Origin of the sequence: Shewanella carassii (genome assembly GCF_002777975.1) — a bacterium.
Classification (GTDB): Bacteria; Pseudomonadota; Gammaproteobacteria; order Enterobacterales; family Shewanellaceae; genus Shewanella; species Shewanella carassii.
Genome location: NZ_NGVS01000003.1, coordinates 99,269 through 125,954, shown reverse-complemented (window position 1 = coordinate 125,954; position 26,686 = coordinate 99,269). Strand labels below are relative to the sequence as shown.

At 55.4% G+C, this 26,686-nt stretch carries 22 protein-coding genes; all 22 read right to left on the bottom strand.

Features of this window, described 5'->3' with window-relative positions:
- Positions 1 to 439: 439 nt before the first annotated feature.
- The 22 genes from tldD to CBE72_RS00685 all read right to left on the bottom strand — a co-directional run bounded on the left by tldD (position 440) and on the right by CBE72_RS00685 (position 26,681).
- On the bottom strand, positions 440 to 1,888 hold the full coding sequence (tldD, locus tag CBE72_RS00790) for a metalloprotease TldD (RefSeq protein ID WP_028781336.1): 1,449 nt from the start codon (positions 1,886 to 1,888) through the stop codon (positions 440 to 442).
- A gap of 36 nt (positions 1,889 to 1,924) precedes the next feature.
- Positions 1,925 to 2,770 carry a carbon-nitrogen hydrolase family protein gene (locus tag CBE72_RS00785; protein WP_100141888.1) on the bottom strand — a complete coding sequence of 282 codons (846 nt, stop codon included), beginning with the start codon at positions 2,768 to 2,770 and terminating at the stop codon, positions 1,925 to 1,927.
- Positions 2,694 to 6,998: a YhdP family protein gene (locus tag CBE72_RS00780; RefSeq protein ID WP_100141887.1), complete on the bottom strand. Its 4,305-nt coding sequence runs from the start codon at positions 6,996 to 6,998 to the stop codon at positions 2,694 to 2,696. The genes CBE72_RS00785 and CBE72_RS00780 overlap by 77 nt, the downstream gene beginning before the upstream one ends.
- A complete protein-coding gene (rng, locus tag CBE72_RS00775) occupies positions 6,998 to 8,464 on the bottom strand; it encodes a ribonuclease G (protein ID WP_167387627.1) in 1,467 nt (488 codons plus the stop codon). The genes CBE72_RS00780 and rng overlap by 1 nt, the downstream gene beginning before the upstream one ends.
- A gap of 131 nt (positions 8,465 to 8,595) precedes the next feature.
- Positions 8,596 to 9,198: a Maf family protein gene (locus CBE72_RS00770; RefSeq protein WP_044735292.1), complete on the bottom strand. Its 603-nt coding sequence runs from the start codon at positions 9,196 to 9,198 to the stop codon at positions 8,596 to 8,598.
- 1 nt (position 9,199) lies between these two features.
- The gene (gene mreD, locus CBE72_RS00765; RefSeq protein WP_025011856.1) at positions 9,200 to 9,688 is read right to left on the bottom strand and encodes a rod shape-determining protein MreD; all 489 of its coding nucleotides are present in this window, start codon (positions 9,686 to 9,688) and stop codon (positions 9,200 to 9,202) included.
- A complete protein-coding gene (gene mreC / locus CBE72_RS00760; protein ID WP_100141885.1) occupies positions 9,685 to 10,563 on the bottom strand; it encodes a rod shape-determining protein MreC in 879 nt (292 codons plus the stop codon). Before mreC ends, mreD begins: the two co-directional genes overlap by 4 nt.
- 42 nt (positions 10,564 to 10,605) lie before the next feature.
- Positions 10,606 to 11,655 carry a rod shape-determining protein gene (locus CBE72_RS00755; RefSeq protein ID WP_025011854.1) on the bottom strand — a complete coding sequence of 350 codons (1,050 nt, stop codon included), beginning with the start codon at positions 11,653 to 11,655 and terminating at the stop codon, positions 10,606 to 10,608.
- Positions 11,656 to 11,863: 208 nt separating this feature from the next.
- Positions 11,864 to 13,306, bottom strand: coding sequence for an inorganic phosphate transporter (locus CBE72_RS00750; protein WP_100141884.1), 1,443 nt, complete (start codon positions 13,304 to 13,306; stop codon positions 11,864 to 11,866).
- Between the two features lie 120 nt (positions 13,307 to 13,426).
- Positions 13,427 to 16,882 (bottom strand): DUF6701 domain-containing protein, encoded by a 3,456-nt coding sequence (locus CBE72_RS00745; protein ID WP_100141883.1) that lies wholly within the window; start codon positions 16,880 to 16,882, stop codon positions 13,427 to 13,429.
- The gene (locus CBE72_RS00740) at positions 16,875 to 17,348 is read right to left on the bottom strand and encodes an MSHA biogenesis protein MshP (RefSeq protein ID WP_229672031.1); all 474 of its coding nucleotides are present in this window, start codon (positions 17,346 to 17,348) and stop codon (positions 16,875 to 16,877) included. The genes CBE72_RS00745 and CBE72_RS00740 overlap by 8 nt, the downstream gene beginning before the upstream one ends.
- Complete coding sequence (locus CBE72_RS00735; RefSeq protein WP_100141881.1) at positions 17,338 to 18,174, bottom strand: PilW family protein; 837 nt, start codon at positions 18,172 to 18,174, stop codon at positions 17,338 to 17,340. The genes CBE72_RS00740 and CBE72_RS00735 overlap by 11 nt, the downstream gene beginning before the upstream one ends.
- The gene (locus CBE72_RS00730; protein WP_100141880.1) at positions 18,174 to 18,674 is read right to left on the bottom strand and encodes a type II secretion system protein; all 501 of its coding nucleotides are present in this window, start codon (positions 18,672 to 18,674) and stop codon (positions 18,174 to 18,176) included. Before CBE72_RS00730 ends, CBE72_RS00735 begins: the two co-directional genes overlap by 1 nt.
- On the bottom strand, positions 18,664 to 19,131 hold the full coding sequence (locus CBE72_RS00725; protein WP_100141879.1) for a pilus assembly FimT family protein: 468 nt from the start codon (positions 19,129 to 19,131) through the stop codon (positions 18,664 to 18,666). Before CBE72_RS00725 ends, CBE72_RS00730 begins: the two co-directional genes overlap by 11 nt.
- Positions 19,132 to 19,239: 108 nt before the next feature.
- Positions 19,240 to 19,755 (bottom strand): type II secretion system protein, encoded by a 516-nt coding sequence (locus CBE72_RS00720; protein WP_100141878.1) that lies wholly within the window; start codon positions 19,753 to 19,755, stop codon positions 19,240 to 19,242.
- A gap of 15 nt (positions 19,756 to 19,770) precedes the next feature.
- Positions 19,771 to 20,277, bottom strand: a complete 507-nt coding sequence (locus CBE72_RS00715) for a prepilin-type N-terminal cleavage/methylation domain-containing protein (RefSeq protein ID WP_100141877.1) — start codon at positions 20,275 to 20,277, stop codon at positions 19,771 to 19,773.
- Positions 20,278 to 20,311: 34 nt separating this feature from the next.
- Entirely contained in the window at positions 20,312 to 20,914 is a 603-nt protein-coding gene (locus CBE72_RS00710) for a prepilin-type N-terminal cleavage/methylation domain-containing protein (RefSeq protein ID WP_100141876.1), read from the bottom strand.
- A gap of 65 nt (positions 20,915 to 20,979) precedes the next feature.
- Entirely contained in the window at positions 20,980 to 21,474 is a 495-nt protein-coding gene (locus CBE72_RS00705; protein ID WP_100141875.1) for an MSHA biogenesis protein MshF, read from the bottom strand.
- The gene (locus tag CBE72_RS00700) at positions 21,474 to 22,694 is read right to left on the bottom strand and encodes a type II secretion system F family protein (protein ID WP_100141874.1); all 1,221 of its coding nucleotides are present in this window, start codon (positions 22,692 to 22,694) and stop codon (positions 21,474 to 21,476) included. The genes CBE72_RS00705 and CBE72_RS00700 overlap by 1 nt, the downstream gene beginning before the upstream one ends.
- A 2-nt stretch (positions 22,695 to 22,696) precedes the next feature.
- Positions 22,697 to 24,451, bottom strand: coding sequence for a GspE/PulE family protein (locus tag CBE72_RS00695; RefSeq protein WP_100141873.1), 1,755 nt, complete (start codon positions 24,449 to 24,451; stop codon positions 22,697 to 22,699).
- Positions 24,448 to 25,773 (bottom strand): tetratricopeptide repeat protein, encoded by a 1,326-nt coding sequence (locus CBE72_RS00690; RefSeq protein ID WP_100141872.1) that lies wholly within the window; start codon positions 25,771 to 25,773, stop codon positions 24,448 to 24,450. Before CBE72_RS00690 ends, CBE72_RS00695 begins: the two co-directional genes overlap by 4 nt.
- Complete coding sequence (locus CBE72_RS00685) at positions 25,770 to 26,681, bottom strand: ExeA family protein (protein ID WP_100141871.1); 912 nt, start codon at positions 26,679 to 26,681, stop codon at positions 25,770 to 25,772. Before CBE72_RS00685 ends, CBE72_RS00690 begins: the two co-directional genes overlap by 4 nt.
- Between the last annotated feature and the right edge of the window lie 5 nt (positions 26,682 to 26,686).

The window sequence follows — 26,686 nt, the reverse complement described above, 5'->3', positions numbered from 1 at the left end:
CAGAGTGTCCTTACCGGAGATTTTTGGGTCTCCGGTAAGGACACTTTTATCTATTTGACAATGGGAATCATATCAACGCCCTGTTCTAAGGAATCCCCAGATAATTCCCTTTTTATTCAATTCAGTCACAATATACAGGGCATCCTAAACACTTTCTGAGCTGCAAGAAAGCCCGCTGCAAGGTGTCAGTCTCTGATAAATAACGACGGATTTTTGAAAATGAGACTCTCTGAGACGCTCACTTTCGGAGGTTCATGCAGAATTGTCCTTGCCAGGCCTGCCTGCGGCAGGCTTAAGCCTGTTTCTGCAAAGATCACAATCGAAGGGATGCATTTGCTCCAAGACTTTCTGCTGTCACAGCGGCTATCAACTTCGCCCAAGAGCAATGCAGGAACCAGTGCTAAATTCAGCTGCCGAATCAGGGATTCGACAGCATTTCTCAGGCTGTGCCACCGACCGTCAGGCGGTCCAGTTTAAGCGTTGGCTGCCCAACCCCGACCGGGACACTCTGGCCGTCTTTACCGCAAACGCCGACGCCTTTGTCGAGTTCAAGATCTGTGCCCACCATGGAGATCTGCCCCATGGCTTCCGGGCCGTTGCCTATCAGGGTCGCGCCCTTCACCGGACTGGTGATCTCGCCGTTTTCAATCAGGTAGGCTTCAGAGGCCGAGAACACAAACTTACCCGAGGTGATATCCACCTGACCGCCACCGAAGTTGGGGGCGTAGAGGCCTTTTTTCACCGACTTGATAATATCGGCGGGCGCCGACTCACCGGCCAGCATATAGGTGTTGGTCATCCGCGGCATAGGCAAGTGAGCGTATGATTCGCGGCGGCCATTCCCGGTGGGCTTTTGCCCCATCAAGCGGGCATTGAGTTTGTCCTGCATATAGCCCTTGAGAATGCCGTTCTCAATCAACACTGTCTTGTGCGCCGGGGTACCTTCATCATCTATGGTCAGCGAGCCACGGCGGTTTTCCAGCGTGCCATCGTCCACCACAGTGACCAACTTGGAGGCCACCTGCTGGCCAATCTTACCGCTGAAGGCGCTGCTGCCCTTACGGTTGAAGTCACCTTCCAGGCCGTGGCCAACCGCTTCATGCAACAAGACTCCAGGCCAACCTGCGCCCAGAACCACAGGCATTTCACCGGCGGGGGCGTCTATCGCCTGTAGGTTAACCTGCGCCTGACGCACGGCCTCGCGGGCAAAGGCAAAACACATGGGCAGGCCGTCATCAGCGGCAGCCATCAGGGTTTGATAGTGGTGACGACCACCGCCACCGGCGCCGCCCCGTTCACGGCGGCCGTTTTCTTCGAGGATCACCGAGCAGTTGAAGCGGACCAGCGGCCGGATATCTGCCGCCAGAGTACCATCGCTGGCAGCTACCAGTATCTCTTCATGCACTCCGGCCAGGCTGACCACCACTTGAATGATGCGGCTATCCAGGCTGCGGATATAGGCATCCGCTTCCTTGAGCAGGGCAATTTTACGGCCCTCTTCCAGTGCCGCTATCGGATCTTCACTCAGATACAGCGCCTTGGCGCCGCGGCGCTTCCAGGCCTGAGTTTGATAGCTGCCCCCAGTCTGGGCTATGCCTCTGGCGGCATCTGCGGCGGCAGCCAAGGCTTTGGGGGTTATCTCATCGGCGTAGGCGAAACCTGTCTTTTCACCACTGATGGCTCGGACACCGACACCACGCTCAATGTGAAAACTGCCTTCCTTGACTATGCCATCTTCCAGCACCCAGGTTTCATGACGGCTGCCCTGAAAATAGAGATCGGAAAAATCCACCTGGTGTTGGTGGATTCGCTCCAGGTAAGTTTGCAGATCGTCGAGGTGCAGTCCCTCTTGCAGTAAACTCTGTCCCACTTGGGTTAAAAATGGCATTGGGTCTCTCTCAATCCGGCCCTGTGGCCTTGTTGGTTATTTCCGCTTGCCGTCGCCCAGTTGCGGCGGCAAAAATCTATTGTGTGTCTCTACGGGCATGGCGCTGCGCACCCGCGCTAACTCGGCCTTGTTCAAACGCGCCTGCACCCAGCCTGTGCCTTCGGCCTTCTGCGCCAGAATGCGTCCCCAGGGGTCGATTATCATGCTCTGGCCCCAGGTCTCACGGCTTCCTTGATTATGCTGGCCCCATTGCGCCGCCGCCAGTATAAAACACTGGGTTTCTATCGCCCTGGCTCTGAGCAACACTTCCCAGTGCGCCTCGCCTGTCACCTTGGTAAAGGCCGAGGGCAAGGCGATGATCTCGGCGCCTTGCAAACGCAGCGCCCGAAACAGATCCGGGAAACGCAGATCATAACAGATAGCCAGGCCGATGCGGCCAAAAGGGGTATCTACCACGCTTATCCGCTCACCCGGGCAAAAGGTATCGCTCTCGCGGTATTGGCCTGTACCGTCGGTCACTTCCGCGTCAAACAGATGCAGTTTGTCGTAGTCGCCGAGTACCTGCCCCTGATCATTAAACAGATAACAGCGGCTGTAAACCCGGCCATCGCCACTGGCTACCGGAATAGAGCCGGCCAGCAGGAATACCTGAAATTGGGTGGCAAGTTCGGCCAGTTGCCGTTTGAGCGGGCTTTGCCCAGGCTCACCGGCCCAGGCCAACTGCATGCTCTCATGGCCGCCGAACAGCAGGCTGCACTCGGGCAGCACCACAAGTTGGGGTTCATTATCTTGGCGGGGAAGAGTCTCAAGCTGCGAGACGATAAATTGCAGGTTCTGTTCCGGCTCGCGGCAACTCTGACACTGTAGCAGACTGACTTGCATGTTCGACTTCCTGTTTCACTGGCACTTCTGTCTTGGGTTCACTCGGCGATTTGAGCGGCAGCGGCGTGACTTTATCGGCTTGAGGCAAAGGTTTTTCAGCCTCAGCGCCGCCACCCTCTTCAACAGCCCTCTCTTGGTCGCTGTTAAGCACTTTGGCTTTGTTGCCCTTGGCTTGATCGCCTTGGCCTGCATCCGTGGCCGCAGGCTCATCGTCCTGCACTTGAGTCTGTCCTTTCCCAGGCGCCGACTTGGGTTGCCGTGGCAGTACAGACTCAGGGATCTCTATCTCTTTACTCTTTCGCTCCAACTCTTCCAGCTTGGGGTCTGACATGGTGCCGGTCAAGCGGAAACGTATCTCTGAAATAATCTCAATCACGGGTTCCAGCACCTTGGTCAGGGCAAAAGCCCCTAGGCCCATGGTCCAGGCGCTGGTACTGAGCAGCACAACAGTCGGCACGCTGGAGGCCAGTTGCGGCACAAAGCGAATATCATAGTTGAGGCTCTCGGTAACCAGATCGGTATAGCCGCGCACCTTCATGTTACCGGCAATGGCGTCCATCTCGGTATTGGTGGTCTTGAGCACCCCGTTCTCCAAGGTCAGATCGCCGCCAAAAGAGTTGTAATACAGGCCCTTGCCAAACACATCGGTAAAGTCCAGTGACAACTTGCGTAAAAGCGAGTCCAGACTAAAGAGAGAGAAGATCCGCGCCCCCTTGTCACTGAGCTGTTCGATATGCCCCTTGCCGAGATCGAACCTCACTTTACCGCTGAGACTCTCCAGATTGAATTCCGATGGCGCCCCCTGCCAATTGAGCTCGGCCTTGACCTCCAGCGGCGAGTCTTTCACGCCGGGATCCAGTCCCAAGCGAGTAGCCAACAGATCAAATTTATCTCCCTTGAGATTGAGTTCGACCTGGGTCCGATTGTTACCGTCATGGCTCAGCCATTCCCCCTTGCCCTGCAAATTGGCATCATCGCTGCTGAGCGCCAGAGTCTGGATCTGATAGCCCGTCGCCGACGGGTTAGCCTGCAACAACAAACGCCCCAGCGCCATATCCTGATAGCGGAAATCATCCACCTCCACCGCCAGCGGTGGCAGGTCACTGCCCTGAGGCAGATTGGTTTCAGGCTCGGGCTCGGATTGCGCTTTGGACTCAGGCTCAGCCGCTATTGGATTCAGATACAGGCGCGAGGCCACCAGCTTCAATCCTTGGCTGTACCAATCCGGGTAGATCTCTACCCGACCGGAAAACTCCGGTGACAGTCCCTCTATCTGCCAGGCATGCTCTCCGGGGCGGGCACTGAGTTGCAACTCGGTAAAGCGCTGCCCCAATAGCTCAAGCTGCTTCACTCTGGCCTCTATCCCCTTGAGCGGCGGGAAAAAAACTTTATCTGCTGCAATGCTTGTGGTACCGGCCGTGCTCTCGGTTTGAGTCTCAGCCTGGGTCTTAGCTTGAGTCGCGGCTTGAACTGGGTTTTGGCTCTCGGCAGCAGCCTTTTCGTCATGGTTGCCACCGCCGACAAAGGCATTGATCAACGGCTGCCACTGGGCAAAATCCACCTCATCTAGGGCCAGCCGTAAGTGACCATCCTGTTTTTGCAACTGATCACCGCTGCGATAGAGGCGCCCCAGCAGCAGGTCATAGTGTTTCAGACCCTTACCTGAGTCGGCATCAAAGCCACCCCAGAATTCGGCCTTATCCCCCAGACGCACGCCCAAGGAGCTGGTCTTGTTGTCACCGAGCAACTCGGCCTTGAGCGTCAGCGCCTGCCCGGGCGCCTTTTGATAAGGCGGCGGCAGCAGCAACTCGGTCTGCTTGAGATCGGCATTAACATTAGCTTGAATTCGATAGCCTATCTCATCAAAGATCAGCTTCAGATTCCCCTGCCAATCCAACGTGCCCTGATAAAAATCGCTTAAAGGATTGTCCAGCTCGGACGGCAAGTTGGCGAGGTTCCACTGGCCCTTGAGCCTGGCATTGAGCCCCATATTCTGATTGACCTTGCCGGTATCAAAACCAAACTGCAACGGCTGGCCGAACAGGCTGGCACTCAAGCCTTCGCCCTTGACCACCTCGTTATGAAAACTCACCTTGCCGCTGACCTTATCCAGCAGCACCCCGGGCTCACGAATATAAATCGGCACCCCGGCAAACTGGACATCACCGAGGATCTGCGCCTCTTCACCGTCATAGAGCGGAATACTGAGATCCAGCTTGCCGCTGACAGGCCCCTGAACCTGCACCACATCCAGGGTGATACCGACACTGTCTTTAAGCGGCGAGCGCTGCAACACCTCGGTGGCATCCTGCCCTTGAGTCGCCAGTTGCGCCTCGACCCGCAGCAGACTCTGGTGATCCATCTTGGGGATATAGACATGGGCGCCATCGGCCGCCACATTCAAAAGCTTGCCCTTGTTGACCCAGAGATCCATCCGGGCATTTTCAAATAGCGCCTTGAGACTCAAGTCGGTCACCGCCGGCCAATCCGGCTGGAAGGCATATTCGGCGTGGGTCAGATTGAACCCTGCCTGAAACACCCCGGAATGATCCTGATAAGGAAATCCGGCCAACTCACCGTGCCAGACCACGGCGGCATCATCGCTGCGACCGGCCTTGATGGCGCCTTCCAGATAATCGGCCAGTGACTCACCCATGGCATGGCGCGGGAAATAACGCCCGGCATTGGCGGCGTTGAGCAGTTTGACCCGGGAAGACAGCGCCAGGTGCGGCTTATCGGCCAGCAGCAAACGCATAGAGGCGTCCAGGCTGATGTCGTCATTGCCCAGATGCAGTGCCGGCAGCATCAGCGCCTGACTATCGAGCGAGAAGCCCAGCTCAAAGGCATCGGCGCGAAAACTGAGCGGCGCCTTGAAACCGTCGCCAAAGTCCAGTTTATAGTCCTGGGTAGGCAGTGCTGCGCTGAGGAAGTTGTTCCGCCACCCCAGAGAAAGATCGATTGGTGTGCTGCCGGGAATGGACTCGGCAGCTTGCCAGCTAACCCGCTCCAGCGTCACTTTGGCTTGCAGTTCACCGTCCTTGGGGCGATAGAGGGCCAAAGGCCCGAGCTTGCCCTGAGGCCTGAGCTGCTGCCAAGTATGCAAGCCGTCCAAGGGCATGCCGGGAATCAGCGGCAACAGCGGCATCAGACCATCGAGTTGTAATTCATTGAGTTTGCCGTAAAGCACCCCGGCGGTCTCCATGGCGTGAAACTCCAGCTTGGGCCAAGGCTTGTCATTGGTTGCCAGCTTGAGCTCGCTGCTGTCCAGGCGCCAGCCATCGGCTATGGGCTGCCAGGCTATCACACCGCCGTCTATGGCAAACTTTTGAGGCTCGTCTCTGAGCGACCAGCGCAGCCAACTGGGCAACAGCTTGATCACCCCGGATTCCAGACTGCGATTGGCAAATCCGACCCAGGCCTCCAGGTTAACCACTCCTTCCAGCGGCAACTTGGTCTGTGGGTTATAAGGATTGGGTTGGCGTGAGGCCCACTTGCCGAGATCCAGCGACTGCGCCTGCAGATAGGCCTGGCCCTTGATACTATCTGGCTTGTAGCCATCGCCCTTGAGATCCAGCCTGAGAGTGAGTTGTTCGGTCGCCGTTGCCAGCTCATCCAGATAGAGGGCGCCGCGGCCCTGATGCAGCGATCCCTTATTGCGCCAACTGAGGTCCCGCAGATGAATGGGGCGATAATCATGGTTGCTGGACAGCAGCTGCACACTGGCATCGCGAATAGAGAAACGGTCCAACTGCTCCAGCAGCAAGGCATAGAGCCAGTCAATATTGGTGGCTGGGGCAGGTTTACTTTCAGTATCAAGAGTCGCGGTCGATTTTTGCCCCAGATGATCCAGATCCAGCGCCAGTTGCACCCCGTCGAAGATCACGTCTTCCACTTGCGGGCTGGCGGTAATCAGACTCTGCCAGAAATCCAATTTGACATCGACCTTGTCGATCATGAGTGTCACCGGCAAACGCTCCTGCGGCGGCAACACCAAGTCCTCAACCGTCAGCGCCGGGCCGAAGGCCTGCCAACGGGCCGACAGACTGCCTATCTTGACCTCGACGCCATATTCGCGCTCGACATAGTCGGCCAGTTGTTGCTTGGCTTCATCCAGTTGCGGCAACAGTCCGCGGATGAGACTCACCATCAAGGCGAACAGCACCAAGGTCACGGCCAAGATGCGCCAGCAATAGCGGCCGAAGGTTCGAGGGCAAAAAGACAGCCGCACTAGACCATCACCACATCATATTTACTCTGCACATACATGGGCTCGCAGTGAATGCGAATACGCTTGCCGATATAGACTTCGAGCTCGGCCACCAGGTGGTTCTCGTCATCGGACAGGCAGGCGTGCACCGCAGGGGCACAGTAAATCAGGAATTCATCGGCATCATAGGTGCGGTTGAGACGGATGATCTCGCGGAAGATCTCAAAGGAGACGGTATCCACTGTCTTCATCGAGCCGGTACCACGGCAGGCAGGACACTCGCCACAAAGCACATGCTCCAGGCTCTCGCGGGTACGCTTGCGGGTCATTTCCACCAGGCCGAGGCCGGAGAAACCTGAGATATTGGTTTTGACCCTGTCATTGGCCAGTGCCGTGGCCAGGCTGTTGAGCACCCTTTGTTTGTGCTCATCCTGCAGCATATCGATAAAGTCGATAATGATAATGCCGCCGAGATTACGCAGCCGCAGCTGACGGGCAATCGCCTGGGTCGCTTCCAGATTGGTGTTGAATATGGTTTCTTCGAGGTTACGGTGGCCGACAAAGGCTCCTGTGTTAATGTCCACAGTGGTCATGGCTTCTGTCTGGTCGATGATCAAATAGCCGCCGGATTTGAGTTCCACCTTACGCTCCAGCGCCCGCTGAATCTCATTCTCCACATCGTAGAGATCGAAAATCGGCGCCGGGCCACTGTAGTGTTCTATCTTATCGGCAATGTCCGGCATGAACTCCTGGGCGAAATGCAGCAGCTCCTCGAAGGTGTGGCCAGAGTCCACCTGAATGCGATCGAGCTCGGCACCGACAAAGTCCCTGACAATTCGCACCGGCAAGGCCAAGTCCTGATACAACAGCGTGGCCTTGGGCCTTTTGCGCCGCTCGCTGACCTTGGCCCACACCCGCCGCAGGAAGGCGGCATCCTGCGCCAGTTCATCCTCACCTATGCCTTCGGCCGCGGTGCGAATAATAAAGCCGCCGTCATCGTCGACAAAAGGCAAGGTAATCTTCTTCAGCCGCGCCCGCTCCTCTTCGGAGTCTATTCGCTGGGAAACGCCCACATGGCTTGAGCCCGGCATAAACACCAGGTAACGGGAAGGCAGGGTAATGTCTGTGGTCAGCCGCGCGCCTTTGGTGCCAAGGGGGTCTTTGACCACCTGCACCATGATGTCCTGGCCCTGACGTACCAGCTCGGCAATATCACGCACCACGAAGTTGCCCTTTTCCACATCGGCAACACACTCTGTGTGCGGCACTATGTCCGAGGCATGCAGAAAGGCCGCCTTTTCCAGGCCGATATCGACGAATGCCGCCTGCATCCCGGGCAAAACCCGACTGATCTTGCCCTTGTAGATATTGCCCACCAAGCCGCGCTTCATACGCCGCTCGATATGCACTTCCTGCAGGACACCGTGTTCTACCAATGCGACTCGCGCTTCCGTGGGCGTCACATTGATCAGCAGTTCTGACCCCATCTTCCGCGGAGCCTTGCTATTGACTGTGCGACTGGTATTCACGATTTACCCTTGTTGGATGTTAATTCATTGATTTTATCGGCTGGCGGGCGTTAAAGCTGCTAAAAATTCGTCAGTTTGTGTAAGCGAGCTTACAAACAACCGGCCTTGTGCAACAGCGACCGGGTTTCAGCCATGGGCAGGCCCACTACCGCCGAATAACTGCCTTCAATCTTGGCGACAAAGCTGCCACCCAGCCCTTGAATGCCATAGGCTCCCGCTTTGTCCATGGGCTCGCCCGAGGCAACATAGGCCTGAATATCGGCATCACTCAAGTCGCAGAAGTACACCTGGGTGACCACCAGAGCCGCCTCTGTGCGCTTGCCATCGGTCAAGGCCACGGCGGTCATCACCTGATGACTGCGACCACTCAGGCTCTTGAGCATGGCGCAGGCATCGGCCTTGTCCACGGGTTTACCCAAAATTCTGTCGCCCAATACCACTATAGTATCTGAGCCCAGCACTAGAGTATCAGACCCTTGCTGATGTTCAGGGTTCCCGCGCCACAGGGCTAAACCCGCTGCCGCCTTCTCTTCGGCCAAGCGGCTGACAAACTGCTCCGGGGTTTCCCCGGCTTGATGACTCTCGTCGATATCGGCGGGCAGGATCTCAAAACCAAAGTTCGGATTTCCCAGTGCCAGCTGCGCCAAAAGCTCGCGGCGTCTGGGGGAGGCTGAGGCCAAAATCAGCGGCATATTAACGTACCTTGTAGTGGCGCCTGATGCGGCGCAGTATCCAGAAGACCCAGGGCCAAATGACCAGGCTGGACAGGGAAGGCAGGAATAGCTCCATGGTAAAATGCGCCCCTGATACCACAAACTGGGCCCAGAAAATAATCAGATGATAGAAGCAGATCAGGCTGGCGATCACCAAAGACTGCTGCCACATGGGGAAGTTACGCAGCTTCTGAAAGTGCAGTACCACCACATAGATCACCAGGGAAATGGCCAGTGCGCGGATCCCCAGGGTTGCCCCCAGTAGAATATCCAGCAGCACCCCCAACACCCAGGCGGTGAGAATATTGTATCTGTGGGGCAGTGCCACGGCCCAATAGATCATCACCAGCACCAACCAATCGGGGCGCCAGGCGCTGAACATTTCCGGTACCGGCATGATCTGCAGCAGCATACCCAGCAGCAGGGTCAGCCATACCGCCAAACGGCCATTAGCATTTTCCAGACTCATGATTCGGCTCCACTGTCGGCGGCGGTTGCAGCCGACTCTTGTGACTCAGGCTTGGCGCCGGGATGGTCTTCAGGCCAGATAAGCAGCAGATAACGGATTCGGTCCAGCGCCGCCAGCGGCTGCGCCGTGACCTTGAGGTAACTCTGGCCATCGTCCCGGGAAACCGAAATCACCCGCGCCACCGGATAACCTTCCGGGAAGCGGTTGCCAAGCCCAGAAGTCACCAGCAGATCGCCGACCTTGATGTCGGTACTCTTGGCCACGTGTCTGAGTTCTATCTCATCGAGCTCGCCTATGCCGTTGGCTATCAGGCGCACATCGTTGCGGGTAATACGCACCGGCAAGCCGTGTTTGGGGTCGGAGAGCAGCAACACCCTGGCGGTGAGTTCGCTGACCTGCACCACTTGGCCGACAACCCCCTGGGCATCCACCACCGGCTGACCAACAAACACGCCGTTGCGGCTGCCGTGGTTGATCACCACATAATGATGGAAGGGGTCACTGGCCACTTCCATCACCTCGGCCACCATCTTACGCGAGTCCATATGCACCGGCGAGCCCAGCAGTTCACGCAGGCGTTGGTTTTCCTGGCGCAGGTGTTCGAAACGCTGCAGTCTTTCACTCATCAGCAGTTGCTGGCGCAAGAGTTCTTTGTTTTGCTGCTCCAGCATGTCACGGGTCGCCAGACTCTGGGCAGACCAATCCAGCAGCTCACCGGGCACATTGGCTAGGTACTGTAGAGGGCTCAGTAAGGATGCCAGCGACTGTCTCGCAGGTTCGAGACGATCATTGGCAACCAGCAGGATCACCGACATGACCACTGCCAATGTCAACCTGAACTGATTTGAAATACCGCGAACAAAAATAGGCTTCATAGAAAAGCTAAGGCGGTAAGATACCGCCTGTGCTGGAAAGTATTAGTTTTCTTCTGAGAACAGGTCACCGCCGTGCATATCGATCATCTCCAGTGCTTTACCGCCGCCGCGGGCCACACAGGTAAGCGGATCTTCGGCAACCATTACAGGGATCCCGGTTTCCTGCATCAGCAGACGGTCCAGATCCCGCAGCAAGGCACCACCACCTGTGAGCACCATACCGCGCTCAGAGATGTCGGACGCCAACTCTGGAGGCGACTGCTCCAGTGCGACCATCACGGCACTGACAATGCCCGACAGCGGCTCTTGCAGCGCTTCGAGGATCTCATTGCTGTTCAGGGTAAAGCTTCTCGGTACCCCTTCGGCCAGATTACGGCCGCGCACTTCAATCTCCAGTACTTCATCACCTGGATAAGCCGTGCCGATTGTGTGCTTGATGCGTTCGGCAGTGGCTTCACCAATCAGGCTGCCGTAGTTGCGGCGCACATAGTTGATGATGGCATCGTCAAACTTGTCACCACCAATACGCACGGAAGAGGAGTAAACCACCCCGTTGAGCGAGATAATGGCCACTTCAGTGGTACCACCACCGATATCCACCACCATGGAGCCTGTGGCTTCGGAAACCGGCAGGCCGGCCCCTATGGCGGCTGCCATTGGCTCTTCAATCAGGTAAACCTCACGGGCGCCGGCGCCCATCGCTGACTCCTTGATCGCGCGGCGTTCAACCTGAGTGGCACCCACAGGCACACACACGAGTACCCGAGGGCTTGGACGGAAAAAGCTGTTGTTGTGCACTTGCTTGATAAAGTGCTGCAGCATCTTCTCGGTCACGTAGAAGTCGGCGATAACCCCATCTTTCATTGGGCGGATGGCCTGAATATTACCGGGGGTACGTCCCAGCATCTGCTTCGCCTCAGTACCGACGGCGGCCACGGATTTCTGCCCAGAGCTGCTTCGTTCGCCACGGATGGCGACCACGGAAGGCTCATTCAATACAATGCCTTCTTCACGAACATAAATGAGAGTGTTAGCTGTACCCAAATCGATCGACAGATCGTTAGAAAAAATGCCACGCAGCTTCTTGAACATGTAACTAGCCTGTATTCTGTGGAGTCAGAAGAAATGAAAATCAGCTAACTTTATCAATGCCTCCGGCATTCCACAAGACTCACGGAGTTAACATTCGCTAATCCGTGAGGGTTTTTAGCATATCTCGGTAAAAGAGATCGGAATGCGCTGAAATAAAGTTGCCAAAAGCTTGGATCATGCCAATCCCTTGACATGATTTGTGCATTTATCAAGCAAAAAGGGTTTGCACCAGCATAAAGAGCCCGGCCGACAAAACTATGGTCATAGGCAGTGTCAGTACCCAGGTCAGCAGGATCTGTTTGATGGTATTTTTCTGTACTCCAGAGCCATTGGCCACCATGGTGCCGGCCACGGCCGAAGACAGGATATGGGTGGTGGATACCGGCATGCCTGTCATACTGGCGATACCGATAGAACCGGCGGCGGTCAACTGCGCGGCAATCCCCTGACTGTAGGTCATGCCACCGTTACCAATTTTCTCGCCAACCGTGTGCACAATCCGGCGCCAGCCCACCATGGTACCGCAACCCAGTGCCAGAGCAACGGCCACTATGACCCATAGTGGTGCATATTCGGTAATGGCATTGAGCTGACCACGCCAGTGTTTTAACTGACTGACTTCGGCAGCGGGCAATGGCTGTTTGGCCAACTTGCGGGTGCTGTCATCGATACAAAGGATCAACTGCCGTGCTTGCCGACGCTGTTCCTGAGTCAGCTCTTTAACCGTATTCCCTTGTTCAAGGAGCCTATCCAGGCTTTGCATCGAAGCGATGGCCGAGTCCTGACAGCGACTGTCGGCAGCGTGCTCACCCAGGTTAGCCACCAGTTGCGGGTTGCGCTCATACAGAGCCATGATGCGCCGGTTGGCATCTTGAGCCTTATCCATATCGAAGCTTTGACTGTTCAAGTCCAGGGCAAAATAACCCGGCGCCATGCAGATAAGCACCAACATCACCAGACCTATACCCTTCTGACCATCGTTGGAGCCATGGGCAAAACTGACCCCCATGGCCGAGGCTATCAAGGTAATCCGGGCCCAAAACGGCGGGTGCTTCTTGCCATTGACCGCCATTTGCTCCGCCGGAGTACGATGTAGCTTGGGCTTACGCCAGATACGCTTCATTGCCAACAGCAAAATCGCCGCCAGAATAAAACCCAGAGTTGGAGACAAGAGCAAGGAGAGCATGATATCTATCGCCTTGCCGGTATTGACTCCATCCAGCGGCGATTGACCGTTAAGCCAGGCATAGGCGCCACCAACCCCCATGATGGAACCAATCAGAGTGTGGGAACTGGAGGCGGGAATACCGAAGAACCAGGTGCCCAAGTTCCAGACGATGGCCGAGAACAGCAAGGAAAACACCAGCAACAACCCTTGTGATGAGTCCATGTCCAGCAAGAGCCCGACTGGCAGCAGATGCACTATGGCGTAAGCTACGCCGAGCCCTCCCAGCAACACCCCGGCGAAATTGAACAGCGCCGAGGCCAGCACGGCGCCTCTGGCCGGCATGGCATTGGTATAAATCACAGTGGCTACCGCATTGGCGGTGTCATGGAAGCCATTGATAAACTCATATGCCAAGACAAAAAGTACCGCAAAGATCAGTCCTAAAGACCAGACCCACCCCAAACCCGCAAGCGCTTCCAACATAATTTAACCAGCCTAAAACAGCAGAGGCTGTCGATTATGCTCAATGTGAGTTGAACACAAAGTTAAATTATCTACATGTTGACACTTTAGTGATTCGCTTCACACTCTTGTCAATCGGTTTCAGTTAACTTCACGCCAGCTTATGATCCTGTCATTGCCGCGATAGCGGCCAAAGAAGACGCTGGCTCTGGGGTCGCTAAGAGCGCCATCATTGAGTCCATTCCAATTCCAGTACCATTGCAACCATTCGGGCACCTTGAGAGGAGCCGTCACCTTACCGCGATAAGCCGAGCTGCCGAGTGCCCGCCACAGAAGTTCAAACTCGCCCCTCTCGGCGCGAACATAATTACCGCTATAACTAAATCGGCTCACATACTGACCGGCGCTGAGTCCGGGTTCAAACTGGTAACCCAGTGCCGGCAAATCCAGCTGAGACTCAAGCGACGTATTGAACACACTGCAGTTATCCAGGTCATTCAGGCGCCAGCCGCTGCCATCCCAATACTCTGTCCGCGCCGCCATATTCAAGGTCTGATTTTCCGGGCCAAAGGTATTTTCCAGCGCCAGGCGACCATGGCGCATCTGCTGGCTACCAAGACGCACGGCACTGCAGTTGCCCCCCACGGCACAATCACCAATGAAGTTACTTTGCATATCGCTGTCCAGCAACTTGGCAATCTTGTCCGGATCCCGCACTTCCAGGCCTATATCCAAGAGTGGGAAAGGTCCATCAGCCTGCAACGGCCCCTTGCGGGCAAACTTGAGTTGCCCGCGAAACGCTGCCTGACCTTGGTTCCAGCTATCTGCGAATATCTCTCCACCGAAAACCCGACTATCTAGGGCCACTCCGTCGAGTTGATTTGCCGCCTGATAACGGCTGTAAGCCTTGGCAAAGTCACCGAAATAATTTCGGGTTAACTGCCTATCCAGCGACAGAGCACTGACGCTATAACGGACATCAAAGGGCTGATCCATATAGCTGAAACCATAACAGGCCGGCAGCAAATTAGCGTCATCGACACGGAAAAAGGCCGGCACAAAGCGCCCGACCGGCGTTGCAGTTTTGCCACTCGGCCCCTGCCAGTATCTGCTGCCCACCAGACTCGGGAAGGCCATGCTGCCCTCGTAGGGCAAGGGCGCCGTGACCCCAAACTCAAACACCCCAACCTCACTGACCGCTTGAGCGAGCCGATTATTCTCAGGCGTTTGCTGGCGCAGATGATCATACTGCTGCAGTTGCAGTTCACCCGCTTGACCCGATGCCGGGGCAATCAGCTTATGCCATAAGGAGAGACCCGCCTGCTGATAGGATGGTGTGGTGGGGTTATTGCAGAGATTGGTATTACCATACTCAGACCAAGCCTTGGCGCTGATGCTGAGTGGGAAATTTTCCTGCGCTCGCCGAAAAGGCGCACAGGAAGCATCAGCCGCCTGACAGTATTGCTCGGCCTCGACACAGAACCCCAACGGGAAGCTGACAAAATCATCGGCGCCATGCATCACCAATCCGGCATCCCCCCCTCTGCTACTGCCACGATAAAGGGCATTGAGCTCAACCCGGCCAGCATCGGGATAGTTAACATCGATTCGGCTCTGCCCCTGGCTGTCAAAGGCCAAGGTCAACGGCATGGCTATGGTTTGATTATTGCCGATCTCCTGCCAACGCCAGGCTCCCGTCTGCTTCAACGCCACCTTGGGGGAACCGACAACCGCCGATAGGGGTTCACTCCAGAAAGCCAGGGTCTTGTAGGTATTGGCAAAGGCCGGCACACATTGAGCCGTGCCATCAGACTTCATCGCCTTCACAAGCACGCTCGTCTCTGGCTTGTTGGCCAGCTTATCTGCCACCTCAAAGATGAAACCACTGGAAGCAAAACTCAGGCGACAGGCCGCCGTACTCAAGGGACCATTGCTACTGCGGCAAAGGGTATCACTACCGGGGCGGGTGGCCGGAGTCGAGGAGGAAACCCCCAGAGTCAGCGGCCATAGATCAAACTTCTGCAATTGAATTTGGGTACTGCCACCGTTGAAGGTGACCGAACTTGCCGGTAACCAACGCCCGTTGCCGACAGGATTCGGGCTCAAATTCGCCGTGACTGTACCGGTAAAGAGTTGCGAACAACTGGCATTTTTACAGGCTCTCAAGGTGATGGGTTCGGCACGGCAAGTAAAAGGTGAGGCGCTGTAATCGAACTCAAAATGATGCACCTGCTCGCCCACGGGTTTTGACTCCAGGGCACAAACCTTGAAATTGTCGATCTCATGGTTGTTGTAGGCATCACCGGTAGAGCCGGTAAATGACAGGTAAAAATCTTCCGGAACCCGGCTTTGCCCCCAGAATCGGCGCACGTTGAATGAGTCCACCAACTTTTGGTAGCCGTTTCCTATATCTCGCTCGACAGACACCATAGTGGTACCCACCCGACGAGAGTCGAGAGTAAGCTTATACCTGTGCCCTGGGGCGGGATACTGAGTGCCTCGAACATCTATCCTGGGGGTGATGTAAGCCCCGGTGCCATTCAGATAACGATAAGCGCCCGCCTCTGCACCTCTAATGGACACAGATTGACGCCGAAAACCCGGCCCACCCACACGCCCTTCGATCGGGTTGGAAAAATTACCGTACTCATCCAGAGCAACCCCCAGCCAGCCACCGGCAAACCCCGGGGTACCATCATTACGCTGGGCATACCCCAAGGCGCCACCGAAACTGCCCGGCTGCGGCGTCACGGCGGCATCCGAGAGGATCACCGCCACCCCATCACCGCCGGTGCCACTCTGGGGCGACCAAGAGTAATAATCGAACTCTACCGTGACCAGGTTGCCTTCGGCCGGAAACAAGCGCTGATAAGTGCTGGAAGTGGCCTGATTGCCCCGCGCCTGAGTCAGACGCAAACGGCCATCGACTATGTGCGGCGTCACCGAATACCCCAGCACCTTAGTGGCCCAGTCATCCATCGACAGCGAAGCCGCCCGGAAGTCATCACTGAAACAACCTAAAACTGGCGTTGGCTCATTACTACACATGCCACCGAAATCGGCCTCTTCGACGGCACCGAGGTCGATATTTACATCCGAGTTGCCCTTGATGTCCAAGGCCCCGCCGGAAGCCAGGGCACCGCTGATGGAAGCCCCACCGGCCACTTTGACCGAGCCCGCCACATAGATGATGGCATTCACCGTATTTTGCCCGGTAATATCCAACGAACCGCGCACATAGATGATCAGGTTCTCAGCCTTTCCTCCTGGGTTCAGGGTGGCATTATTCAGAGTCAAACTATCGAAATAGAACCTGGTCGTGGTCGTGGTTGGATACAAAAAACGGCCATGAAAAAAACTGCCATGACTAAAATTAATATCGCCGGCCGCCAGGGGTTGACTACAAAACGTGCCGTTATAAGGACAATGCAGCACCCCCCGCGTTGGAGGCAGATTGGGTGGCGGAACAAAACCGTCATTTAGATGGTTACCACTAGGCGGATCGGTAAAAATATCACTGCAAAGAGGCACGGCAAAGGCCGCCATAGGCCAAGCGCCAAGCAAGATCCCGAGTAACAGCAGTATGCGACTATTCACGGGCTTCTACCTCCACAACCCGACTTACCCTCAGACATTGGCTGTCTGCTACCGCTGCCGCGCCGCAACTGCCGCTCTCGCACACGGCCAGACTGCGAATACGGTAAAGTTTAGCGCTATCTGGGCTTGCATCCTGGCTCAAAGTCTCGCAACTGAGCTGTACATTGCAGCCGTGAAATCCACTCACATCCGGTACCGCCCAGCTTGAGCCTACTGCGGCGCAGCCTGCCGTACCGCCGCTCAATGGGAACAGGCGGGCCAAGGCCGCATCGGCGCCACTATTGGCCGCATTGAATGCCCTCAATCCCCAGACCTCCAGATTAACCCCCTCATCGGCATCGCCGCCCACTCTCAATAAGGTCGCGGCCAACAATGACATCACCAGGATCACAAAGATGGCTATCACCAGGGCACTGCCGCGCTGATGTCTTTGCATATGATAGTGATAATTTCGACTAGGGAACATTGATCACCTGCACCTGATGTTGATACTGAAATTTTTCACCAACCACAGAAAACTGCGGCTGCAACTGCACTATGGCATTGTTGACCAGAGTCGCCGGCAGCAACCGCACCGCCGGGTCGATGGCCAGATTGTTACTCAAGCCTTCGGCCATTAGAACTCCTTGCCCCATACTATCCGGCAAGGGCTGATTGGTTCGATATCCATAGTGGCTGTAACGGCGAATGCTGCCATCTGCCTGAGAAAAACAGTAGCTGACGGGTTGCTTGGCCACATAGAAACGCTTCGCCGGTGAGGCTTCGGCGAAGTTAACCGCGGCGGCAAACCGCAACCTCAGCAGTGAGCCATTGGCCGTGACCTCATCTATGGTGTGGCGCTTGTTGCTGGCTGCGGCATAAATATCTGCATGGGTCAGCGGATAAACCAGCAATTGTTCACCGGCCGAAATCGCCGTCGCCGGGGCAAATACTGTGGCATTGTCTGCTTGGATATCCGGTGCCAAAGGCAATGACAGATAGCTGCCGCTGGCACTGATAGGCACAAACTCCAAACACTGCAGCTGAGAGCTCGACTGCAGCCTAAGGCTGGAAGGCACTGCATTACGCAGCTCACGGTTCAAACGTTCCATCACGAAACGGCTGCTGCCCAACACTCGGTCGACGGCGGTAGAATCCACAAAGATACGGGTACCAAAGATAATAAAGCTGCTGACACCGACCACCAGAATGCCCAGAATGAGTATCACAGTGACCAATTCCACCAAGGTAAAGCCCTTGGCGAAACCTTGTCCTTTGATCTGTATGAATCTCTTACCCTGCCTGCTGCGCATCAGAAATTACTCCTCAGCACATCGTAACGGATTGCCTCGCCTGCAGGAGTGGTGACGGTAACTGTCACCAATTTACTGTTGGCTTGATAACTGGATACCCGAACGCTGAGACCATAACCGGGATAAATGCTCTGGTAACTCTGGCTGGAGTTAAGCATCAGACTTTGTTCGTTAAGACCTTGATAATCATCGATATCATCAAACTGCTCCCGGCTCTCGCCATCCGGTCCATAATGGGTTTCCTGGGTACAGGGGAAGCCACCCACACCGTCACAGGCGGGCAGACCACCGTTGGCGCCGCTGCGCTCATCATAACGCTTGCCCCAGATTTCATTGATCACAGCCTGAGCCAACTCGGCGCTGCGCACTCGGTGCAGAGTCTGCGCCGCATGATCGCTTTGAGGAAACAACACACTGGTCAACAGCACTAGGGCAATGCCGAGCACCAACATGCCGATCACTAGTTCTATCAGGGTGAATCCCCGCGCTTTAGCCTTCATGGATATAGCCCTCGGACTCTATGGCGATAGTCAGGGTGTCATCGGCGACCACGGAGAGACAGGCGCCATTGCAAGCAAGGTTGGTGCGGCCTAAAGCATCGAACTGGATCTGAAAATTGTTAGCGCCGTTACTCTGAAGCCGTATTTGAGTATTGCGCGGCAAGCTTTCGGCGCGATTACTGCGGATGACGCTCGTGCAATCCTGGGTCAAATGGCTGAGTTGATAGGCGCTGTTGCTGATAGTGAGCCGATAACAGCGGTCGGGATTATTGAGTGCTAACATCTGGGTCTTTTGCAACTCGGCAATCAACTCCTGTCGCAGCGTCCAAGCACTGTAACTGCTGGAAGATACCAATTTGGGCAACACCACGACGGCAAGTATGGCCAGCAACATGATAGTCACTACCAACTCCACCAGAGTAAACCCCTGGGTGCTTGTGCCCTTGGTCGCAGCCATATGATTTCCCGCCAATGCTATACCCGCTCAAGTATGGCAAATAAGCCCAATAGTTTGAATCCTGATGTAAAAAAGGCCTGCTTGGCAGGCCTTTTCAGCTACGGGCTATCAGCAGCCTGTAGTAACTGCATTCACAGTAATTGGACCATATGAGGTAAGATTGTTGATGTATTCAACATAGCAAGTCCCAGGCTCATTCGCGGCCTTGGGGCTGTTACTTCTCTGGGGATAAAAGTAAATCGTTTTGGCTTTAGAATCTTCAACATAAAGCCATTCGCTTGATGTACCTTTATCAGAAGCATTGATGTCCAATGCATTGGCTAAAGAGCCCGTCCATTGAGGAAGTGCATGCCCATAGTTCAACAATACAGAGTTACCTGCATCCACAGTTATACTCGGAGCAGGCGAAGTGCCCGAAGCAACTTTTTCATTGCCAGCAATCAAGGATTTGGAGTTAACCAAAGTATCAGCCCCTTTGATAGCAGCCTCCAAACCTTTAATCGTTGAAGCTCTGGCATCAGACTGTAGATTCAAAAATTTAGGCGCAGCAGTGACAGCCAAGATCCCCAAAATAATAATAACCACCACTAATTCAATTAGCGTAAAACCTTGTTGTTTATTCATTTTTATTCCTCTGGATTAACAGCCTGATTTTTCAACATGGTAGCTGGGCAAAGCACCTTTTGCTGATGATTGGAGATATTCCACCCAACATTTAGCAGTATCAGAAGGTGTCAGGTCTGCTGGATGAATAATTGCCGCACCTTTCAGTGTCGTTGTAACTGAAGGCGCTCCAATAATGGCCCACTCTGCAGCGTCAATATCCAGAATTGCAGTCAAATCTGCTTGATTCTGTTGAATATAGCCAAACGCAACGTTAGCGCTGATGTCATCACTGGCATCCGCATTACCTTTATCATCAATGATGATTGAAGCTGTCGCAGTCCCCTCTTTGCCTTGAATGGCTGCCTTGGAGTACACCATGGCGTTGGCTCCCTGAAGTGCCGCCTTCATTCCCTGGAGAGTGGACTCCCTGGCATCGGATTGCAGATTGATAAACTTAGGCGCTGCTACCACCGCCAAGATACCGAGAATAATGATCACCACAACCAGCTCGATCAGGGTGAAACCTTGTTGCCTTTGCATAGCGCTTTCCTTTGGTTCAAAAAATACAATTCAATCAGTTGTTGAAACTCAAGACCTGGCCAGTTCCCGGGTTATAGGTAATCCCTTTGGCGCCAGGCGTTGTCAAATCCGGCGCGGGAGTTGCCACACCTGAATTTTGGTTCAAGGCCAGAGACGCCACTTGATGGTAGACACAGAGATCCAATCCGGTCACCACAGTACCATCAATGGCTGTGGCGCTGGCACCTGCGCCTTCCAAGACTCTGACGGTATAACGCTGATCCCTGGCATCTGCGGTATAGAGCACATTCTTAGGGGCACTCTGCAGTACTGTGTTGAATACTTGCTGGCAACTGGCATCATCCATAGCGGTAGCCGAAGTATTACTGACTCCTGTGGGATAACCAAAACGGGTATCCAGAGACACAGTCGTACCATCGAGGATAACCGAAGTATTGCGGCGACCATCGACCTCCCATTGAGAACGAACAAAACTCACCGCGGTGGCCAGGCCACCTGTCACGCCTTCGAGACTGGCATCCTCGGCATCATCGGTCACATTTAAAAAACGCGGAATAGCGGTCGCGGCCAATAGCCCCAAGATCACTATCACTATCACCAACTCGATTAACGAGAAGCCTTGTATCTGTCTTTTCATCCAGGTTTCCTCCACCCATTTATCATGGATTTTAGCAGTTCCATCGAGAGAAAATACCGCCTCGGTCAATAATCTGTATTAACCGTCAAAAAAATGACCCGTCCGCTTTCCAACTGATAGTTCAAGCTTTCGCCTGAGGAACTAAAATAGCGACAACTTTGATCCTGTTGAATAAATTGTGCCTGAATCACGGCCTTATCCGGTACGCCCCCCAGAAGCTGCTGCCAAAGCGCCGCGCAGCCACTGTCATCACGACTGGGCGCCTGTGGCCAACCGGCCTGATTCATGGTCAATTGGCTTAATGGTGGTGACTGCCCCTGGGTTTGCCAATCGAGCAACATCTGCTCCGGGCGCCCCAGACTCAACCACTGGGACCTCACCATGGCCAACACATTCAGCAACCTATGGTGTTCAAGCTGTAAGCCTCTGGCCGATACCTGATCCACAGCGGAAAAATAACGGACGCCCAGCACCGCCAGAACGATCAACAATATCACCAACGCGGCCAGTTTGGCGAAGGTTCGCAGCAGATCTTCCTCTGCCTGGTGTTGGTTTGGCATCAACGCCCACCCTTGACCACATTCAGCATGTCCCACATCGGCAGATAGATGCCCAGAGCCAGGATCAGCACCACGATAGCCACTATGCCGATCAGGATCGGCTCCAGCCTGGCGGTGAGGTTCTTGAGATCATAATCTACCTCACCCTCATAAAAATCGGCGGCATCGTTGAGCAGTTGATCTATGCGGCCGGTTTCTTCGCCGACGGCAACCATCTGCAATACCAATGGCGTAAACAGTTGACTCTGGTTGGAAACCCTCAGCATGGATTCCCCCGCTTCGACTCCGCGGCGCATATTGACGATTCTGTCGTGCATATAGCTGTTATCCACGGCATCGGCCACCAAGCTGAGCGCCTGAGTCATGGGCACCCCGGCACTCAGCATCATGGCAAAGCTGCGGCAATAACGGGCCAGGGTCGAGCGTTCTATGATGGAACCCACCGCCGGAATATGCAGTTTCCAGCGATCCCACTGCTTTTCCCCTTGCTCTGTCTTGTGCCAATAACGCAGTCCAAGCACAGTTGCGACCAACCCCAGCAACATCAAGGGCCAATAATTGACAAACAAGTTGGAAGTACCGATAAGCAACCGGGTCGCCCAGGGTAATTCGGCACCGAAGCGGGAAAACATTTCGGCGAACTTGGGGATCACCATGATATTGAGGATCACCAATGCCAGTGCGACTGCCAATAGAACAAACATGGGATAACGCATGGCGGATTTGATCCGCCGACGGGTTTCCTGCTCTCTCTCGATATAACCGGACAGCTGTAGGAAGGCATCTTCCAGCTTGCCGGTGTTCTCACCCACATGCACCATGGCCACAAACAGCGAATCGAACACATCCGGGTGATGGTTCATCGCCGATGACAGCGGCCGCCCGGCGGTCAGTTGCTCAGAGACGTCCTGCAGCGCTTCTTTCATCCGCTTGGAGTGGGTGGTCTCCGCTAGCCCGGCAATGGCGCGCAGAATAGGAATGCCGGAGCGAGTCAGGGAATACATCTGTCGGGTGAAGATCTGCAGCTCTTCCAGGCTGACTCTGCGTTTGAGTAGGCCCTTGAGGCTGAGATCCCGGCCCGCTTTGACCTCATTGAGTTCCAACGGGATCACGGCTCTGGCGAGCAACAGATCGGCCGCCGCACTCTCGGAGGCGGCATCCAGCTGTCCCTTGACCGGTTCACCGCGGGCGTCTCGGCCCCGATAGGCATAGAGCGGCATAGTCAGACCTCATCCCGTTCCATCATCTCGGCCGCCAACGGCACTTGAGATTCGGAAACATCTTCCACCAGTTTGGCAACCTCTTCTATGGTCGTCAGGCCTGAGTGCAAGTACTCCAGAGCCGATTCAGCCAAGGGGGTAAACTGCTCGCTGGCATAGGCGGCGCGGGCAAATTCATGGGGATTCCCGCGGCGCATCGCCTCTATCATGTTTTCATCCAGCTCGAGGAGTTCAAATACCCCGATCCGGCCACGATAGCCGGTGCCGGAACAACTCTGACACCCAGTGCCCACTCTAAACCTGGCATCGGAAAAGTCGCGCTTGCTGATGCTCTGGAGCCAAACTCTGTCCTGCGGCGTGGGCTGATAATCGGTGGCGCAGTTCTTACACACCCGCCGCACCAGGCGCTGGGCGATAATGACTCTAAGGGCACTGGCCACCAAATAACTGGCCGCCCCCATATCGAGCAAACGCAGGGCACTGGTAATTGCATCATTGGTGTGCAGGGTCGAGAGCACGAAGTGACCTGTCAGGGCGCCGCGCAAGCCGATTTCGACGGTTTCCTGATCCCGCATCTCCCCCACCATTATGATGTCGGGGTCCTGGCGCAGGGTGGTGCGCAGTACATTGGAAAAATCCAGGCCTATCTTGTGATTGACCTGCACCTGGTTGATCCGCGGCAGTTGGTATTCCACCGGGTCTTCCACGGTAATGATCTTGCTCTCAGCCTTATTCAGTTCACTGAGAATGCCATAGAGTGTCGTAGTCTTGCCCGAGCCGGTGGGACCTGTAACCAACAGCATGCCGTGGGGGCGTTTTATCTGCCGCCGTACCCGCTCGAGAATATGCGGCGGCATCCCGGTTTCGTTCAGGGTCAAGAGGCCAGCCGATTGGTCTAACAGCCGCATCACCACAGATTCGCCGTGATAGATGGGCATGGTAGACATACGCACATCTATCTGATGACCTTTGATTTCAATATGAAAACGACCATCTTGGGGCAAGCGTTTTTCCGAGATATCCAAACCGGCCATCAGCTTGAGTCTGAGCACCAGCGCCGCGGCGATATTGACCTCTTTGAGCACGTTTTCCTGCAACAGACCATCTACCCGCTGGCGGATCCTGAGCGACTTGTCGCCGGGCTCAATGTGAATATCCGAGGCACGGATCTGCACCGCATCCTCGAAAATCGACTGCAGCAACTTAACCACTGTGGTCTCATTATCGCTGTCGCCTTCGGTCAGACTGGCGAGATCGAACTGATCATCGGCGGCGTATTCCTCCTCCAACTTACCGGCCATCTGGGCGATGTGGCCGGTGCGGCGATAGAGGTTATCAAAGGCATCAAACAGCTGTTGCTCTTTAACTACCGCCAGTTTCAGGCGCCTTGGAGCCAACAGCGCATCCAGCTCATCCAACGCCTGCAGATCGGCTGGATCGCTCATAGCCACCAGCACAGAATCGTTATCGGCCTCAATCACCAGCGCCCGAAAACGCCGTGCCTGTACTTCAGACAAGAGGTTGACCACCTCGGTAGGAATGGGACGTTTGCTGATGTCAATAAAGGGAATATTCAGCTGATGCGAGAGGAACTGCAACAGCTGCTCCTCGCTGATAAAGTCCATGTCTATCAGGGTGCGCCCCAACTTGCGGCCGGTTTGCTTTTGTTGCGACAGCGCGTTTTGCAGCTGCACTTCGCTGATAATCTGCTCCTGTACCAGGAGATCACCGAGGCGCATTTTCAACTTGGGTTTCACTGGCGGCCTCCTATCTGGGCGAGTCGGTTTTCTATGTAATCACGGGCATCCGCGGACAAGCCCTGGCGCTTGAGTGCCTCCTGGTAACTGGCCTTCGCGGCATCATAAGCGCCACTCGCATCCTGGGCATAAGCCAGCCCCAGCCACCAGCGACCCTGAGAGGCATCCTGCTGGATCAGGCTAAGATAACTTTGCTGTACCAAGGGCCAATCCTTGAGGCTTTGGCCTATTTCGGCCTGCAGCAACCATTTTTCCCGGCCAAGCTCGCTGCCATCGGCTATCTGTTGCAAACTGGCGAGCGCCAGAGGCAACTCGCTGCGGGCCTTTTGCACCCGGGCCAGCAGTAACCAAAACACAGGTTGCTGCGGATAACGTTCGGCGCCCTGACGCAGCAATACTGCCGCCTTGTCCAGCTCGCCGCGGCCATAAAACAGCGCCGCGAGCTCCTGACGGGCACTGTGGTTGGCATCATTCGAGCGCAGTGCATCGGCGAAGGCCGACATCGCCTTGTCTGTCTGGCCCAGTTCCTTGGCCTGCAGTCCCTGTTGTAACTTTTTCTGCGACAGTTCCGCCGGGGTCAGAGAAACCTGAGTCACGCTCATTTTCGTCTGACTGGGCTTGGAGGCTTCCGCGCCAGGGAACTGGGTATTTTCTTGCCGCCCAAGATCGGCTGGCCGACTTGATGCTTCATGGCGACCGAGGCTTTCGGCTTGCATTGAATGAGCAGGCTCTTGTTCGGACTCTTGTTCGGGCTGTTGCTCGAGTCTTGCATCAACCTTGGCGGCCGGAATATCACTAACGGCCTTGGTATCAAGCTTCCCAGAGGCGGCACGGTTCGAGTTTAAGCTAACGGCTTTTGAGTCATTCGTTTCTGAGTCTGGGCCCTGGGCGTTCAATGCTGCATTAAGCTCGCTAGACTCTTCACTTGTTAGCTTTGGCGCCAGGCTCTTGCTGGGCAGTTGCAACGCCGAGGTGTGCGTCTCTGGCACAGGACTTAAGCCGCGGTTGTCGTCGCTGATACCGGCAACCACCTGCGGCAATCGATGACGGCCAGAGGGACCAGGCTCATACGGCACTGTCTGCGATGGCTCGGTTCGGCTACCGCTTAGGTTTTGAGTTTGGGATGAGCTTGGATTGTTATCTCCCAGATAACCGCCCAGCCATAATCCCAGCGCCAACAGAATAATGCCAAGCAGCGTGCCACCCAGAAGCAACCACCAGGGATTGGCCGCTTGACTGGCCTGCCCTATCGGCACATGAGCTAAGTTGTGCGGCTGCTGACGTTTATCCAGATCTTTGAGCATCTGATTGACTACGCTCATAGTCCGGCTCCCTTCATGGCATAAACCCCGACCGAGGCGCCGACTGAAGCAAGGAGCAGTGCCAGAGTCGGCCAAAACCAACGCCAGTTGCCATAATGAGAAGCATCTTCGGTATCCTTGATGGCGCCCTTGATATGCGTAGATGTCACTTGCTGTTTACCTTCACCGAAACAGAGCAGCAGCGCCTTGTGCGCCAAAATATTCACCAATCTGGGGATCCCTCTGGCGGCGATGGCGATACGCTTACTGTCTGCGGCGCTGAATAACGCTGGCCCCTGATAACCGGCCACCGCCACCCTGTGGCGCAGATAGGCGTAGACTTCGTCCCGGGTCAGCGGCCGCAAACGATAGCTGAAGGTGATCCTCTGGCGTAACTGGCGAAACTCTTGCTGTGCTAGGCGCGCATCCAGCTCGGGCTGGCCGAAGATCACCACCTGCAGCAGCTTGCGACTCTCGGTTTCCAAATTAGTCAGCAGCCGCAAGGCTTCCAGGCTCTCATCCGGCAAGGCCTGAGCTTCATCGAGTAAGAGAACAATATTGAGTCCCTGAGCGCTAAGCGCCAGCAATTGTTGTTGGATCAAGCCACTGAGTTGCTGCTGATCTTTCACGTCATTCACGGCGATCCCCAATTCTTCGGCAATCGCCAGCCTGAGTTCTGCCGGGGTCAGATAAGGGTTGGGCAACCAGGCGCAACAAAACCGCTGCGGCAGCTCGTTGAGCAATTTACGGCACAGCAAGGTTTTGCCGGTTCCCACTTCGCCGGTAACCTTGATAAAACCCTCACCGGTTTGCAGCGCCACCTGCAATACTTGCAAGGCCTCCACATGGGGAGCCAACCCCAGAAAAAATCCTGTGTTGGGGGTCAGGGCAAAAGGCATGCTCTGCATGCCAAAATGCTGCAGATACATAGTGG

Excerpts from the sequence above, each read along its gene's own strand:
- tldD (WP_028781336.1), bottom strand. The coding sequence starts at position 1,888 with ATGCCATTTTTAACCCAAGTGGGACAGAGTTTACTGCAAGAGGGACTG.
- CBE72_RS00710 (WP_100141876.1), bottom strand. The coding sequence starts at position 20,914 with ATGAAAAGACAGATACAAGGCTTCTCGTTAATCGAGTTGGTGATAGTG.
- CBE72_RS00715 (WP_100141877.1), bottom strand. The coding sequence starts at position 20,277 with ATGCAAAGGCAACAAGGTTTCACCCTGATCGAGCTGGTTGTGGTGATC.
- CBE72_RS00685 (WP_100141871.1), bottom strand. The coding sequence starts at position 26,681 with ATGTATCTGCAGCATTTTGGCATGCAGAGCATGCCTTTTGCCCTGACC.
- CBE72_RS00720 (WP_100141878.1), bottom strand. The coding sequence starts at position 19,755 with ATGAATAAACAACAAGGTTTTACGCTAATTGAATTAGTGGTGGTTATT.
- CBE72_RS00755 (WP_025011854.1), bottom strand. The coding sequence starts at position 11,655 with ATGTTCAAGAAGCTGCGTGGCATTTTTTCTAACGATCTGTCGATCGAT.
- CBE72_RS00735 (WP_100141881.1), bottom strand. The coding sequence starts at position 18,174 with ATGCGCAGCAGGCAGGGTAAGAGATTCATACAGATCAAAGGACAAGGT.
- rng (WP_167387627.1), bottom strand. The coding sequence starts at position 8,464 with ATGGGGTCAGAACTGCTGATCAATGTGACGCCCACGGAAGCGCGAGTC.
- CBE72_RS00725 (WP_100141879.1), bottom strand. The coding sequence starts at position 19,131 with ATGGCTGCGACCAAGGGCACAAGCACCCAGGGGTTTACTCTGGTGGAG.
- CBE72_RS00705 (WP_100141875.1), bottom strand. The coding sequence starts at position 21,474 with ATGCCAAACCAACACCAGGCAGAGGAAGATCTGCTGCGAACCTTCGCC.
- CBE72_RS00730 (WP_100141880.1), bottom strand. The coding sequence starts at position 18,674 with ATGAAGGCTAAAGCGCGGGGATTCACCCTGATAGAACTAGTGATCGGC.
- CBE72_RS00785 (WP_100141888.1), bottom strand. The coding sequence starts at position 2,770 with ATGCAAGTCAGTCTGCTACAGTGTCAGAGTTGCCGCGAGCCGGAACAG.
- CBE72_RS00740 (WP_229672031.1), bottom strand. The coding sequence starts at position 17,348 with ATGTTCCCTAGTCGAAATTATCACTATCATATGCAAAGACATCAGCGC.
- mreD (WP_025011856.1), bottom strand. The coding sequence starts at position 9,688 with ATGAGTCTGGAAAATGCTAATGGCCGTTTGGCGGTATGGCTGACCCTG.
- mreC (WP_100141885.1), bottom strand. The coding sequence starts at position 10,563 with ATGAAGCCTATTTTTGTTCGCGGTATTTCAAATCAGTTCAGGTTGACA.
- CBE72_RS00770 (WP_044735292.1), bottom strand. The coding sequence starts at position 9,198 with ATGCCGCTGATTTTGGCCTCAGCCTCCCCCAGACGCCGCGAGCTTTTG.
- CBE72_RS00690 (WP_100141872.1), bottom strand. The coding sequence starts at position 25,773 with ATGAGCGTAGTCAATCAGATGCTCAAAGATCTGGATAAACGTCAGCAG.
- CBE72_RS00700 (WP_100141874.1), bottom strand. The coding sequence starts at position 22,694 with ATGCCGCTCTATGCCTATCGGGGCCGAGACGCCCGCGGTGAACCGGTC.
- CBE72_RS00750 (WP_100141884.1), bottom strand. The coding sequence starts at position 13,306 with ATGTTGGAAGCGCTTGCGGGTTTGGGGTGGGTCTGGTCTTTAGGACTG.